At 42.9% G+C, this 16,263-nt stretch carries 8 protein-coding genes and 1 riboswitch; of the genes, 1 reads left to right on the forward strand and 7 read right to left on the reverse strand.

What is annotated here, in order from left to right; genetic code table 11:
• Window positions 1-50 precede the first annotated feature (50 nt).
• The 7 genes from G457_RS0106060 to G457_RS0106090 all read right to left on the reverse strand — a co-directional run bounded on the left by G457_RS0106060 (window position 51) and on the right by G457_RS0106090 (window position 12,410).
• Window positions 51-788, reverse strand: a complete 738-nt coding sequence (locus G457_RS0106060; RefSeq protein ID WP_081701388.1) for an energy transducer TonB — start codon at window positions 786-788, stop codon at window positions 51-53.
• Between the two features lie 48 nt (window positions 789-836).
• Window positions 837-1,790 carry a methylenetetrahydrofolate reductase [NAD(P)H] gene (gene metF, locus G457_RS0106065; RefSeq protein ID WP_026945675.1) on the reverse strand — a complete coding sequence of 318 codons (954 nt, stop codon included), beginning with the start codon at window positions 1,788-1,790 and terminating at the stop codon, window positions 837-839.
• A complete protein-coding gene (gene metH / locus G457_RS0106070; RefSeq protein ID WP_026945676.1) occupies window positions 1,787-4,489 on the reverse strand; it encodes a methionine synthase in 2,703 nt (900 codons plus the stop codon). The genes metF and metH overlap by 4 nt, the downstream gene beginning before the upstream one ends.
• Window positions 4,482-5,537: a homocysteine S-methyltransferase family protein gene (locus G457_RS0106075; RefSeq protein ID WP_026945677.1), complete on the reverse strand. Its 1,056-nt coding sequence runs from the start codon at window positions 5,535-5,537 to the stop codon at window positions 4,482-4,484. Before G457_RS0106075 ends, metH begins: the two co-directional genes overlap by 8 nt.
• Window positions 5,538-5,602: 65 nt before the next feature.
• A riboswitch (SAM riboswitch) is annotated at window positions 5,603-5,702 on the reverse strand.
• 75 nt (window positions 5,703-5,777) lie between these two features.
• Window positions 5,778-7,094: a hypothetical protein gene (locus tag G457_RS0106080; RefSeq protein ID WP_026945678.1), complete on the reverse strand. Its 1,317-nt coding sequence runs from the start codon at window positions 7,092-7,094 to the stop codon at window positions 5,778-5,780.
• Between the two features lie 54 nt (window positions 7,095-7,148).
• Entirely contained in the window at window positions 7,149-11,435 is a 4,287-nt protein-coding gene (locus G457_RS0106085) for a PAS domain S-box protein (protein ID WP_026945679.1), read from the reverse strand.
• Between the two features lie 420 nt (window positions 11,436-11,855).
• Entirely contained in the window at window positions 11,856-12,410 is a 555-nt protein-coding gene (locus G457_RS0106090; protein ID WP_026945680.1) for an REP-associated tyrosine transposase, read from the reverse strand.
• 267 nt (window positions 12,411-12,677) lie between these two features.
• On the opposite strand from G457_RS0106090, the gene smc reads away from it, so the two are divergent.
• Window positions 12,678-16,217: a chromosome segregation protein SMC gene (gene smc, locus G457_RS0106100; protein WP_026945681.1), complete on the forward strand. Its 3,540-nt coding sequence runs from the start codon at window positions 12,678-12,680 to the stop codon at window positions 16,215-16,217.
• Window positions 16,218-16,263 lie beyond the last annotated feature (46 nt).

Raw genomic sequence — 16,263 nt, forward strand, 5'->3', positions numbered from 1 at the left:
AAAAGGTTAAAAGTCTCTCAATTCATTTGAGGGACTTTTAACTAAACTACTTAGTTTAATTTGAAACGAACGGGAAGGATTACTCTACTTTTTTCAGTTTTCCCAAATACAATTCCTGGCGTCCAAGTTCCTTTATATGCCATTGCCACTCTGAGAGCCTCTTTCTCCAAGGAACTGTGAACCTCTGAACTATTCACCACTTGAATATTTTCCATTCCACCATTTAGGTTAACATCAAACCCCAATAAAACAGTACCCGAATGCCCCATCCTACGCGCAACTAATGGATATTGAAGTTTTTCCATTAAAAAATTCCCCCAATTCTCCATATCCCTTTCGTGACCAAATTCGAAAATATTTGGATTTGGGTCAATTGTTCCATCTTCTGAAAAATATTCTTCTGAAATCACTTCTTCGCTTTTCCTGATTTTTTTGCTTTTTACCACTCCTGATTCGAAATAACTTACATCAACAGCTTGATCAGTCAAGGCATCGATTTGCCTGATTTTTTTTCGTTTTCCTGATTCATAGTAAAAAATTTCAGTTTGTGAAAACCTTTCAGTAATGTCAAATCTTGTAGCACGATATTCATAATAAGGAGTCCTGTCTATAAAAAAGATTCGAACAAGCACGTTTAAACTGTCTTCTGAAGTGATTCGATAAAAATAAGGTTGATCCTTACTGATATCGGAAATGACAGAAAAATTTTTATTTAAATATTCCAGAGATTGGCCTTTAAGAGAATAAACCAAAAACATAAATAATGTGAACTGAAAAATGAACTTCATAGATTTAAAGTTTTAAAATCCATTAATTGTTATGTATTTCTAAAGTTATCAAAACACTTCCTTCGCAATTTTATATGTCGCTTCTGCCTTACTCATCGTGTAAAAATGAAGACTTGGAACTCCAGCTTTGACCAGTTCCTTACTCTGCTGAATAGCCCATTCAATTCCTATTTCCTTCACCTCCGCATTCGTTTTGCACTTCAACAATTCATCTGTCAAGGCATCAGGGAGATCCAAAAAGAAGGTTCGTGGAAGCATGGTAATTTGCGATAGCGTAGTGATCGGCTTCAAGCCAGGAATAATCGGCACATCAATCCCTGCAGCACGGACATTTCGCTCGAATTCAAAGAATTTTTCATTGTCAAAAAACATCTGAGTGACGATATATTCAGCTCCCCGATCTACTTTTTCCTTCAGGTACTTGAGATCAAATTTCATACTAGGAGCCTCAAAATGCTTTTCAGGATAACCTGCAACACCCACGCAGAAATTCGTGTGAAAGCTGGTCTCAGTCTCCTCATGCAGGTATTTACCCTGATTCATGCGAATGATTTGATCTACCAATTCACTGGCAAAATGATGCCCATTTTTCTCAGGAATAAACTTACCCTCAGTCTTCGGAGCATCCCCACGCAAAGCAAGGACATTTTCCACACCAATGAAATTCAGATCTATTAGGGCATTTTCGGTTTCTTCCTTTGAAAATCCCCCACAAAGCAAGTGAGGAACCGCATCCACTTGAAATCGATTCATGATAGCCGCGCAAATTCCTACTGTCCCCGGCCTTTTCTTGGTACTGACTTTCTCCAAAAGACCATTGGGATGCTTTTTATAGATATACTCTTCCCGATGGTAAGTCACGTCTACAAAAGGAGGCTTAAACTCCATCAAGGGCTCAATACCCTCCAATAATTCTTTCAAGCTTTGTCCCTTCAAAGGAGGAAGGATTTCAAAAGAAAACAACGTGGATTTCGCGTTTTTCAGGTGATCGGTAATCTTCATACAGTTTGATTCACTAATAATGTGGATGGCGTGTAGGCCAAATTGGGTGAAAGTAAGCGCTCAGCTTGCTCTTGGGTGATTCCTTTTCGTTCCGCATAGGATTTCACCTGATCCTCAGCAATTTTTCCTAAGCCGAAATACTTGGAATCCGGATGTGCAAAATAAAATCCTGAAACCGAACTGGTCGGATACATGGCATAGCTGGAAGTCAAGGTGATCCCAATGCTTCGTTCTAAATCCAAAAGACGGGAAATTGTTTCCTTCTCGGAATGTTCCGGACAAGCAGGATAGCCTGGAGCAGGTCTGATTCCCAAATATTCCTCACGGATCAAAGAATCATTATCTAAATGTTCTTCATCGGCGTAGCCCCAATAATCCTTTCGAACTAGCTCGTGAACATATTCCGCAGCTGCCTCCGCCAATCTATCAGCCAAAGCCTTAAATAAAATATCATTGTAATCATCTCCAGCTTCCTGAAATTCAGCTAATTTTGATTCCATTCCCAAACCTGCCGTCACTGCAAAACATCCCAAGTAATCCTGCTTTTCCGGGTATAAGTAATCTGCCAACGAACGGTTTGGAACGCCTCTTCCTTTTTTACCCTGCTGACGCAAAAAATGAAACTGACCCAAAGTCAAATTTTCATTCTCGGGATCAAAAGCAGTCGCATCATCCCCTACTCTTTTGACGGGCAATAAGCTAAAGACCGCCTTTGCAGAAAGCCATTTCTCAGCAATAATCTGATCCAGCATGGCTTGAGCATCAGCATAGAGTTTCTTGGCTTCTGACCCGACAACAGGGTCTTCCAAAATTTTGGGAAATCGACCACTGAGCATCCAAGTACTGAAGAATGGGGTCCAGTCAATGTATTTTCTCAGAATAGAAAGATCCAAATCTTCCAAAACGGTTTTGCCTAGTACCTTTGGCTTGACAGGCTCATAGTCGGTCCAATCAATAGCCACTGGATTAGCCTTCGCCTCTTCGTAGGAAATCAATTGCTTCACGGATTGCTTGGCTTCATGCTCTTCCCGCAATTGTCGATAAGTTTCCTTGATCTGTCGATGATAGGCTTCTTTGGTCTCCTCGGAAATAGCTTCTCCAGCAATCGGCACAGATTTACTCGCATCGGTGACATGCACGACCGTGCCGGAATAGACTGGGTCAATTTTTACAGCCGTATGAATTCTTGAGGTCGTAGCACCACCGATGAGAAGTGGGATTTTCAATCCCTGTCGCTCCATTTCAGAAGCTACATTGACCATCTCATCCAAGGAAGGTGTAATCAGGCCACTCAAACCGATGATATCCACCTTATTTTTCACGGCTTCATCAATGATCTTTTGTGCATCTACCATGACGCCTAGATCGATGATTTGATAGCTATTACAGGCCAAAACAACTCCCACGATATTCTTTCCGATATCATGCACATCGCCTTTTACGGTCGCCAAAAGGATCTTTTTCAAAGAGGATTCCTCTTGACCTTCTTCCGGCAAAGGCATAAAGGGTTCAAGATAAGCGACAGCCTTTTTCATCACACGGGCTGATTTGACCACCTGAGGAAGGAACATTTTACCTTCTCCGAATAGATCTCCAACCACATTCATTCCATCCATCAGAGGACCTTCAATCACTTTCAGCGGATTGACAAGTTCCTGACGCGCTGCTTCGGTATCTTCTACGATGTAATCCAAAATACCCTTCACAAGGGCATGTTCTATCCTTTTCCCAACAGGGTCAGAGCGCCAAGCCTCATTCACAGCCTCTTTCTTACCGGAAGACTTGACTGTCTCGGCAAAATCCAAAAGCCGCTCTGTGGCATCTGACCTTCGGTCAAAAAGCACATCCTCAACTCGCTGAAGCAGATCTTTAGGTATATCGTCATACACTTCCAGCATGGTAGGATTGACAATACCCAAGTCCATTCCATGGTGAATGGCCTGGTAAAGAAATGCTGCATGCATTGCTTCCCGCACGGGATTATTTCCTCGGAAAGAGAAAGACACATTGCTGACTCCACCACTGACTTTGGCTCCGGGAAGATTTTCTTTGATCCATTTGGTTGCCAAAAAGAAGTCTAAGGCATTCTTCCTATGCTCCTCCATTCCTGTAGCAACAGGAAATATATTCGGGTCAAAAATGATATCCTGTGGATTGAATTTGACGCGATCGACTAGAATTCTGTAGCTACGCTCGCAGATTTCAATTCTTCGCTCGAAGGTATCGGCTTGACCATCCTCATCAAATGCCATCACTACAACCGCAGCTCCAAACTTCTTGATGGTTTTTGCTTGCTGGATAAACTCTTCTTCCCCGTTTTTCAGAGAGATGGAATTGACGATGCCCTTACCCTGCACGCACTTCAATCCAGCCAAAATGATGCTCCACTTAGAGCTATCGATCATAATGGGAATTCGGCTTATTTCAGGCTCAGAAGCGATTAGATTGAGGAATTTCACCATGGCGGCTTCCCCATCAAGCATCCCTTCATCCATACAGACATCAAGGATCTGTGCTCCACCCCGAACTTGGTCTAGAGCTACTTCCAGTGCTTCATCATATTCTCCATTCAAGATCAGACGGGCAAATTTCTTTGAACCTGTCACATTAGTCCGTTCACCCACATTGACAAAGTTGATATTGGGTGAAAAGACTAGAGGCTCTAGTCCGGATAATTTCAAATAGTCTTGCTTAGGCATTATTTTCCTCCTCTTCTAATTCCTCTTCGACTTTTCTAGGTTGATATTTTGCAGCTAAGGTGGCCATGGCCCGGATGTGATCGGGAGTTGTTCCGCAGCAACCTCCAAGGATATTGAGCATTCCTTCCTGAAGGAATTCTCCTACCTGACTGGCCATTTCCTCTGCGCCTTGATCATAGGCCCCAAATTCATTGGGTAGTCCAGCATTCGGATAGGCGGATACATAAAAGGGAGCTTTCTGAGAAAGCACTTTCAGATAAGGTCTGAGTTCCTTTGCTCCAAGCGCACAATTCAAACCGACAGAAAGCAAAGGCACGTGAGAAATAGAAATCAGGAAAGCCTCGGTAGTCTGTCCCGAAAGTGTTCTCCCGGAAGCATCGGTAATCGTACCTGAAATCATAATTGGAATTCCTCCTTCTTTCGGATCCAAAGGAATTCCTCTTTCTTCCAATACATCCTGTATGGCATAAAGCGCAGCTTTGGCATTCAGGGTATCAAATATGGTCTCAACCAATAAAATATCAGCTCCTCCATCCAAAAGGCCCCTCACCTGCTCTGCATAAGCTTCTGCCAACTGATCAAAAGTAATAGCCCGATAACCCGGATCATTTACATCAGGAGAAATCGACGCGGTTCGGTTGGTCGGCCCCATGGCACCTGCAACGAAACGAGGTTTATCAGGATTCTTCTTGGTAAATTCTTCAGCAACCTCTCTCGCTAGTTTAGCTGACTGGAGATTAATCTCATAAGCCAAATGTGAAAGTTGATAATCTTCCTGTGCGATCGATGTTCCCGAAAAGGTGTTGGTTTCTATAATATCAGCACCAGCTTCCAGATATTCAGCATGAATAGCTTTGATGATATCCGGACGGCTAAGAGACAATAAGTCATTATTTCCTTTCAAGGCTTTGGGGTGATTCGCCAACTCAGGCGTGCGAAAATCTGACTCCTCCAGTTTGTAGCGCTGAATCATGGTTCCCATGGCGCCATCTAGGATTAAGATTCTGTTTTTAATTGCTTGAAGGAGTAATTCCGTTCTGTTTTGCATAGATTTTTTTGTTCAAAAAGCTTATCGAGCAAAACACGGAGAAAAATACGGGTTGTAAATTTTTCCGCTCATCTTCTTCCGGCGATTCCGGAATGGGAATTAGCACCTTGTTTTCAGGTTGCTAAGACGTCGTAGGGCCCTTCCCTCAGTCTTTCTCGATAAGCATCCCAAATGTAAGTCCTATTTGGAAAAAATACTAGTTAGCATAGCTTTAATTAAAAACTAAGTATCAAAGCCGCATCAAGGACGAATACCGAAGCCAAATGACACATAAGGCGCAGTCATAAAGCCCGCCATATCCAATTCCGCGAGTCGATAATTTGCCAAGGCCAGTTCATAGCCTACCGAGGTGGTAAATACCAAATCAATCAACTTCCGTTTGGTGATTGGGTAGGCATATTCAAAAGAAAGCTCGGGTTTGGCCATCAAGCCACTGTTTTTCAAATACCCATCATAATCGCGCTGCTGAAAAAGCTCTGGAAAGTCGGGCTTTTCATCCGTGGACAAAGTGTAGCGAATATTCCCATAGCCAATACCACCCATACCATGAATGGCCATATTCCGGTACTCAATTAGTTTCCAACCACCATTAGCATAAATCCGAAGGCTGTTGAGGGAATGGGATTTCAAAGAATTAGCGTCTCCATCCATGGCCAAATTGAAGACTTCCACCCCATAGAGCAGCTTTTCATTTTCGCCAGTGATCTTCAAACCCAGATTTCTTGGCATGCCTTCCAATGGTTCTAAGCCTGCTTCAACAAGCTGTGAATTAAATGTGTTGGGTTTGGTGAAATGAATCCCTGATACCAACTGAAAACTCATGCTGGCATCTTTGTAAAAAAAGTTACGGTCTGGAATGGTCAAGCCCGCTCCCACTCTCAGGAAAGCACCACTTTGCGCGTTTTGGAATGACATCCCACTCATCGTCCATTTTCCCTCTATTGGACTGAAGGCATATCCTAATTTCGCAATCACAGCCAAGGCTTCTTTTCTCCCGGGAAGATCAAAATCATAACTAAGCTGAAAACCGATTTCGGTCAAAAAGTCTCCATAGCGCATCGTTCCTCGCTGTATGTCATTTTCTCTCAGGATAAATCCCCGCTCAGGATTGGCGAGGAAATCAGGGAGGTTTTGCGCTTCAGTTTCTTTAAGCATCTGAAAATTCAAAAAACCGACTCCCAAAGACATGTAGTGAATGAGCTGAAATCGTGATTCTTCGGTAAAGGCATAGCCAACATTCAGCAAAAAACGGGAAGATCGATGCCCTAATCTATAGCCATCCAAGTCCGATTGATTGCCTCGGTTGTGGTAAAGCTCGGCTCCAAAGACAAAATCATTCAGTCTGTTTTGATAGCCTAGCCCAAGCGTATGGTAGCGATTTCGAAGCGGAGAAAGTCCTCGATCGCTAAGCATCCGGTTAAATTGATTGAGCTCAGCACCACTGGTACCGATCACGGCATACAGAGTGGTTCGCTTGGACACCAAGCCTTGGGCAAGAATCAAAAACGGCTGAAAAACCAATAGAATCAGAATGGAGCTTCTGAAAAAATTGCGCATAGATTGGGACTTTTTCTAAAGACGAAGGTAAATCCTTTGAAGGCAAAATGCATGCTAATCAGAAGCAGGTTTCTTTTTTCTCTCAAATTTTGAGATTTTTTCGTACAAAAGATCCGGTGTAAATGGTTTTGGAACGTAATCATCAAAGCCAATTTTGTTCAACTCTTCCTTGATTTCCTCCAGTGAAGTTGCCGTCAGTGCTAAAATGGGTATCTGTGATTTTTTGGCATCTGAGTGACTTCTGATGGCTCTTGCTACAGAAAATCCATCCAAAACAGGCATTTGTAAATCCAAAAGTATCAAGTCAAAATCTCCCTTTTCGAATAATTCTAGGGCTTCCTGCCCATCATTAGCCAATTCCAAGTGACCCGTATTCCACTTATTCAAAAACTTCTTGATCAGCAACTGATTGACCATATTGTCCTCTGCCACCAAGATCGAATAGTTTTCTAAACTTCTTAGCGAAGTAAAGCCCAGGTTCGGTGAACTATCTTCTTTTTTTTCTTTTACCTGAAGGACAATCTCGAATTCGAATACACTGCCTCCCGATGGGTTAGAAGAATAATGAATCTCCCCACCGTACATTTCTACCAAGCGCTTGACTATCGCCAAACCCAATCCGGTTCCTCCATATTTCCGGGTTGTCTCGGAAGATGCTTGGGTGAAAGCCTCAAATATATTTCCGATTTTCTCCTGAGGAATTCCAATCCCGGTATCCTCAAAGCGGAATAAAATGCGACTTCCCAATTTAGGGTCCCGCTCTTTTTCTTGAAGACTGATTTTGACTGAACCCTTTTCTGTAAACTTAATGGCATTACTCACCAAGTTATTGATGATTTGACCCAGTCGGATTTGGTCACCAATCACTAATTGTGGTATGGATTCATCAATCTCACAGGAGATCTTCAAGCCTTTCTCATGTGCCTGGAAGCTATGAGAGTGGATAATTCTATGCAACAGATTGCGAAGGTCAAGCGGAAGCAATTCCAGTTCTACCTTACCCGAGTCAATCTTATTGTAATCCAAAATATCATTGATCAGCGCCATCAAGCTTTCTGCAGAAAACTGTAAGGTCTTGAGATTTTCGAGCTGATCAGGTCTAGGGTCATCTTCCATCAAAAAGTGGGAAAGTCCAATCACCGCATTCATCGGCGTTCGGATTTCATGGCTCATCACAGATAAAAATTGGGATTTTATCCGCGATGCTTCTTCTGCATTTTCCTTAGCCTTAAGAAGCTCGGCTTGAGCCTGCTTTAGCTTGGAAATATCCCGAACTACGCCTGTGTAAAAGCGGGATTTCCCATCTTTATCGAGGATTGTCCTACCATTTGAGTTGAAGATTCGAACCTCACCATTTTTATGGGGAAGGCGGAATTCCAAGAACTGATGTTCGGCCAGGAAGTCTTTGGACTCGGATAGCATTCCCTGAAATGTCTGATAGTCCTCTGGGTGTAGAAATTCAAAAATACTTTTACCCAAAACCTCCTCAACATCATAGCCCAAATACTGCTTGATATTCGGAGAGATATAATTGATGATAAATGAATCTGTTAAGGAGAAAATAATCTCCGTGGACTCTTCCACCAAGGTCCTGTACTTTTCCTCTGACTCTTCAAGTTTCCTTTTAGCCAACAACTCTTCATTGACATCTCGTATGATGCTCAGCGCATATTCTACTTTTCCCCCTTCGAGGATAGGCCGGATGGTTCGATGGTATTTTCTACCCTTATATTCAAATTCGGTTTCGACGACCTCCTGATTATTATAGACTTGATCAAGAACAAGGTTTACTGTGGTCTGATCTGTGAGGGAGATTTCTGAAAGCAACTTACCCTCGAAATCCGAGCGGGATAATCCCCAAAAATCGAAGTTGGTGCCCTCTGCCAAAATATATCTCCTATCACTATCCAGAAGGAAAATATTGGTTCCGGGAATATTCGAAGCAAGCATTCGATACTGCTTGTCTTTTTCCTCCTTAAACTGTTCGAAATTCTTTCGCTCCGTGATGTCTTGGAAGATCCCCTGATGCAAGGTGATATTGCCCTCTGCATCCATGACATCGGAGGTTTTATCTTCTACCCAGATAGTTTTTCCGGATGCTGAAATGATTCTATATTCCTCTGAAAATGAACGGATTCCAGACTCTGATTTTCCTTTCTCTTTTAGAGATGTGATATAGTCTTGGTCATCTGGATGAACCAAGTCCAAAAAAGAGGCCTTTCGAGCCATCAACTCAGAACTGTCGTATCCAAATTGCTTAATGTTTTCTGAGATGTATTTGATTTGATAATCGGCATTTGGATCTACCTGGAAAAGGACAGCGGGACTATTTTCTGCAATCATTCTCGCCTGAGAGGCAAGACGCTCGCTTTCTCGCTTTTCACTCAAATTCCTCAGAACTATGCTAAATCCGATTTCATCCTGATTAGGAGAATAGATCACTTGGATCGACACATCAAAAGGAGAAAGTTTGGTATGCTTCGTTTGGAAATCCAATTCCCCTCTCCAAGAAGTTTTTTCTCCCAAGCTATGGATGATTCCTGAAAGCTGAGGAACACCTTTCAATAATCCATCGACGGATCCTTTGTAAGTAGCCGCAGTATTCGGACAGCAGAGTTGAATGGCTGCTTCGTTGAGGTAGATGACCTCACTTTCCAGATTGATCACCACAATGGGATCACTGACTTGAGCTAGAATTTGTGACTGAAGCTTAAGGTTTTCTACAGTCGCACGTTTGTGGGTAACATCAGTGCAGAATCCGGTAACTTCTACCCCCTTATTGAGGAAGTTTTCCTGACTTTCGATTTCAAACTCAATAAAAACAGTCTCGCCAGACTCACTTCTTACCGTAAATTCTCCCGATTCCTGACTTTTTTCGTTTATGCTCCTTTTGAGCTTTTTGACAAATTCAGCTCGGGTGGACTTATCGATTTTATAAATCAAAGTAGTGAATTCCGCCGTCAGAGGCTGATCTCCCAAATCAAACAAGTGGGCCAAACCTCCAGATATATAAAACAATTCCCGCTGAGTACTGTACCTCCAGGAACCGGATTTGGCCAGTCGCTCCGTAGTGGCGAGAAGGCTGGCGTTTCTTTCAATTTGCTTTGCAAGAATACTTCCAGAATAGGCGGCAGCAAGTATATCTCCCAATTGCCTGAAAATCTGAAGTTGCTTTTCTTCAAATTCCAGCTTCTTGATAGTAATCTCAAAGGCTATCACTCCACGAAGCTTATTCACCAAAATCATGGGAATAAGCAACAGCGCAGCGTTATCCCCGACTTCCTGAGATTCAAGGTGTAGCTTCACCATCCCTTTTTCCAGTCGGTTTTTCCTACCTCTAATCTCCTCCACAACCTTCATGGATAGGCTTTTGGCCTCCTGATTCTTTTTCCAGCTGTTTAGTAAAATATACTCATCACTATCCGAATTGATAATCCAAATTCTCCCGTTTTCAGCTTTCAAAAACTGTCCAAACTTTTCCAAAACCAGCTGAAATTCCTTCTCGGGGTTATTCAGCTTAGAATTGATCAGTTGGGAACTTACTTGATTGATCAGGTTTTCGATTTCATATCGCTGCTGAAGCGAACGGTCCATGGAAATGAAATCCGTGATATCCCTACTGGAAAATAGAATTCCCTTGATCTCTGGATGTTGAAGGAGGTTTTTGGCAAAGCTTTCCAGATAAATACGTTCACCCGAAACTCGATTGATCCAAAAATCCACAGCCACTTCATCCTGAGAGTGAAGAGCCTCCTGAAAACTTCCCTTAACCAGCTCAATGACTCCGGCTTCAACAAAATCCTTGAAGTTTTTACCCACAATAGCATCCACCGGAAAACCCAACTTCTCGCTCACCGAAGGAGAAATAAATTTATAATTCCCATGCTCATCCAGGATTGCAATCAAATCATGGCTGTTGCTTAGAATACTCTGCATATAGCTGAGTTCTTCCATCGCTTTTGAGTTGCTATCCAACAAAAAGTTCTCCTCCGTATTTGCACCAAAATAGCGAATAGGGTTTGCCTTGGCGATTAAGAATCTGGAAGTGTAAGTAGAAGGCAAATTGGTAAAAGACCACTCAAATCGCTGCATTTGGCCTTCATGGGTTTGCAAAGACTTAAACCATCGGCTTTCAGGGACTTCCCCTGTTTCGAAGAATTTTGCCAATTGAGTCAAGAGTTCTTCCTGCTGAATCCAGGATTTATAATCCTCCGGAAGATTAGAGAAAGTCTCGGTAGAATAACGATTCCAGAAAATAATTTCCTCAGAATCAAATAAAAATAAAGGTTCCTGAATCTCGTTCAGGAAATCTGAAATATCAAATTGTTTGAAATCACCCATTCAAAAAGTTGCCTCTTGTCTGATCACTTGCCAATATCTGAAAAAGTACGTTTATAACACAAGTTTTGGATTCAAAATACCTTGACATCCGTCAAAAAGAGGTCAGGAAAATTATTTTGATTTGAATTAACTACGAAGGACACTAAGCATACACCGTAATTGGTTAAATTCTGCTGACCTACCTTCCGTCAGGCAGGCTTGGACCACATGAAGAAATCTGGTTCAAGTCTCATGACTTGGACCAAACAAACCGCAGTCTCCTGACTGCTGAATATAAAAATCAAAACAGTCGGGAGACTGTAATATTATCAGCACAAGTCTGGAGACTTGCGCTATTTGTTCACGATGGTTTCTGGTTCAAGTCTCCCGACTTGGACCTATAATTAGGCAGTCTCCTGACTGCCATTCAATTTAATTAACCTAATCAATCAAAATAACATCGATTAATTTATCAGGCAATCCTGCATAATTTTTTGCACTACTATACAAATATTCCTCAGCCAAACACACAATCCCTGCTTTTACAGGGTTCTGGTGTATGTAATTTAAACATCGATTTATCTTATCATTGGTATTCAATTCTATAGGATGGCTATGTTGCTGCCAAAATTGAAAATTGGTGTTGTTAAGATTTTTTCTTCCGGCCTTTCCAAACCTTTCTAAAAGAAGGGCTTTCCTACTTTCTGAAGACGATTGATTAATTGCTTCAATTATATTTTTTGATGTATACTTTTTAATGTCCCTAATTAAATCTTCAATTGTTATTTCGCCATTCCTTCCAATAATTAAATGAACATGATTGGACATAATGCAATAGGCACACAAATCCAATCCCTTGTTTTGCTGGGAGAAACGAAGTGAATCCAAGAAAATATCCCTGTAAACTTGGTTTGTAAATACATCAATCCATTCCACTACTGTAAACGTCACGAAATACAATTTATCCTGATCCCATATTTTGTACTTTCTGCTCATCAGATTGATTTCTGTAAACTAAAACAATGTTTATTTACTAAAAAACAGTCGGGAGACTGTATTATTATCAGCACAAGTCCGGAGACTTGCGCTTTTGTAGCACGAATGATAAATCTTTGTGTTCTCCGTGTTCTTTGTGGTAAATATTTTACCCAGACCTTTGTGATAAAATCCAATTGCTTTCCTTCACACAACAGAATTTGATTTTTTTTGCCAAATCCATCCTTTCCACCTATTTTGAAAGCTTAATCGTAAGGAGTTTTTTGGATGCTACTTAGTAAACTGGAAATCAAAGGGTTCAAAAGTTTTGGCGATCGAATGGTCATCAACTTTGATAAGGGTATCACCGGCGTAGTCGGACCCAATGGCTGTGGAAAGTCCAATGTGGTCGATGCCATTCGTTGGGTATTGGGTGAGCAAAAAACCCGTATGCTCCGCTCCGATAAGATGGAAAATGTCATCTTCAACGGCACCAAAAACCGAAAACCATCCAACCTGGCTGAGGTTTCCCTGACTTTTGAAAATACCAAAAACCTCCTTCCTACCGAGTACACACACGTGACCATCACCCGTCGATACTACCGCTCCGGGGAAAGTGAATATCAAATCAACGGGGTTACTTGTCGACTCAAGGATATAACCAATCTCTTTATGGATACAGGAATCAACTCGAATTCCTATGCCATCATTGAGCTAAAAATGATCGACGAGTTGCTGAATGACAAAAACAACTCCCGACGGGAACTCTTCGAGGAAGCTGCTGGAATTTCCAAGTTCAAAACCCGTAAAAAGGAAACCCTCCGCAAACTCGAGGATACCGATGCGGACCTAGACCGGGTGGAAGACTTGCTTTACGAGATCGAGAAAAATCTCAAATCTCTGGAAAAACAGGCCAAGCAGGCAGCCAAGTACTTTGAGATAAAAAAAGATTACAAAGCAGCCTCCATCAACTTGGCTAAGAAAAGCATCGAAAAGCAAACACAGTCTTTACTCGATGCCAACAGAAAAATTCAGGATGAATCCGATCGCAAACTGGAGATCCAAACCCAAATCGCGGATCAGGAAGCCCTTTTGGCGGAGCTAAAAGCCGAACTTGTCAGCAAGGAAAAACTACTCGCCTCCCGGCAAAAAACGCTTAACGAGCATGTCAATAAAATCCGCTCCTTCGAGTCGGAAAAGAAAATCAAAAACGAACGTCTACGATTTTTAGAGGACCGTTCCCAAAAACTCCGGGAGCAAATCGATGCCGACCGTAAATCCAATGACCGGGCCGGCTTTTCCATTCGTTCCCTGCAGCAGGAGAAGGAATCTGCCGATAAAATCCTCGCCGAGAAAGAACTCATCGTCTCCGAACTTCGGGAGGCTTACGATTCCCAAAAGCTCATTCAAACTGAAAAGCAGCAAAAGCAAAAAAGCCTGCAGACTCAGTACGAACAGCTGAAGGAGCGGGTCTATCAACTCAATAAGGATCTGGAAATCAAACAGATTCAACTCTCTACCCTCAAGCAGGAATTGGAGCGAACATCCTCGGATGATTTCAGTCAGGAAGCTTCCCTCGTGGACTTCGAAGCCAGAATGATGGACCTCGCAGGGGAACTCAGCCGGGAAAATAAGCAATTCGATCTCCTCAAAAACAAGCAGGAGGACCATGATCAGAAGATCGAGGAATCCAACCGCCTGATCGAGATGATCCGGGAGGAGTTGACTACGACTTCGCGGAAGCTGGACTCCAAGCAAAACGAATACAACCTGACCAAATCACTGGTCGAAAACCTGGAAGGCTTTCCAGAAGCCATCAAATTTCTCAAGAAAAACTCCTCCTGGGCCAAGGATGTGCCCCTACTCTCGGACTTGCTGACTACGGATGAAAAGTATCGGGTGACTATCGAAAACTACCTCGAGGGCTACATGAACTATTATGTGGTGGATACCGAGGCGCAGGCTATTGCCGCCATCCAGTTGCTGTCAGATGCCTCCCGAGGAAAGGCCAATTTCTTTGTCCTAGAGCACTTTGAGCGGTTTAAGTCCAGCACAACCAAGCTTTTCTCAAATGCTATCGCAGCCACTGAGATCATCGAATTTGATGTTAAATACAGTCGCTTGATCAATTTCATTCTGGACAATGTCTACATCGTACAGGGTGATTACAAGGATTTTCCGGAGGATACGGACGCAGTATTTATCTCAGAAAGCGGCAAATACACCAAGCGTAAATTCTCCATTTCCGGAGGTTCGGTGGGACTTTTCGAAGGAAAGCGAATCGGTCGGGCCAAAAATCTCGAAAAGCTCGACAAGGAGATCAAGGAACTGAATAAGAAAGTTTCCGCTACCCGCGCCAATCTGGACAAAAACCTATCCGAGCTTTCCAAACTCAAAGAAATCTCCTTTAAAAAAGAACTGGAAGAAAAGCAGGGGCAAATCAATGAACTGAATCAGTCCTATGTATCCGTTCGCACGAAAAAGGAGCAACTCGCCGAACTCCTATCCTCCAATGCCAACAAGCGGGAGGATATTCTGGACCGCATCGCCGAACTGGAAGAGAGCCTGACCGAGATTCAACCCAATCTTATTGAAGAGCGGGGTGAATTTGAATCTTTGGGACAAGATTTGGAGATCCTGACCGAAGAAGTGGAACAGGAATCCCAAGTGCTTTCCGAAAAGTCTCAGGCATACAATCAGGAAAATATCCTGTACCATCAACAGCTCAATCGGGTCAATAGCCTTGATCAGGAAATTGAGTTTAAGCAAAATGCCTACGATTCCTCCAAAGAGCGAATCGAGAAATCCCAAGCCGAGCTTTCCCAACTCGATACCGAAATCAAGGGCCTTCTCGAAAACAATGAGATCAAGGACGAGGAACTGATCGAATTGTATGCTGAGAAGGAAGGCATCGAAGCTGGGGTGACCGAGGCGGAAAAGGACTACTACAGCAGTCGCGGACTGATCGATGAAACCGATCAAAAGATCCGTAGCCTTCAAAAATCCAAGGAAAGCCATGACCTGCTCCTACAGGAACTACAGCAAAGCATCAACGAGATCAAGCTGAAAATGACCTCTATGAAGGAGCGCTTGAGCGTGGAGTTTGAGCTGGACTTGGACCAACTCATGGAAGAAAATCCGGCCTTGGATGAGGAGTTTGTGGACTTTGCCGAGGAGGACTTGCGGGCCTTGGTACAAAAGCAAAAAGAAAAGCTGGAAAAAATAGGTCCGATCAATCCAATGGCCATGGAGGCTTATGATGAGATCAAGGAGCGGCATACCTTTATCCAAAGTCAAAAGGAAGACTTGGTCAAGGCCAAAGAATCCCTGCTGACGACTATTTCCGAGATCGATCAGGTCGCCAAGGAGACCTTTTTGGATGCATTCGAGAAGATCAAAGAAAACTTTGTCAAGGTCTTCCGTTCGCTCTTTACCGAGCAGGATGACTGCGATATCAAGCTAACCGATCCGGATAATCCTCTGGAGTCCAGTATCGAGATTATGGCCAAGCCCAAGGGCAAGCGTCCCCTGACCATCAACCAACTCAGCGGTGGGGAAAAGACCCTGACGGCCACTTCCCTACTCTTCTCCATCTACCTGCTGAAGCCAGCACCCTTCTGTATCTTCGACGAGGTGGATGCTCCGCTGGATGATGCCAATATTGACAAGTTCAATCAGATCATTCAGAAGTTTAGCCAAGAGAGCCAGTTTATCATCGTGACGCACAACAAGCGCACCATGGCCAGCACGGATATTATTTATGGGATTACGATGATTGAGGCGGGGGTAAGTAGAGTGGTTCCGGTGGATTTAAGGGAGTTGGCGTGATGGACAGACAATACCTGTCAAAGATTTTTTATTATTTAATTAATTA

The sequence above is a fragment of the Algoriphagus marincola DSM 16067 genome (assembly GCF_000429405.1).
GTDB lineage: Bacteria > Bacteroidota > Bacteroidia > Cytophagales > Cyclobacteriaceae > Algoriphagus > Algoriphagus marincola.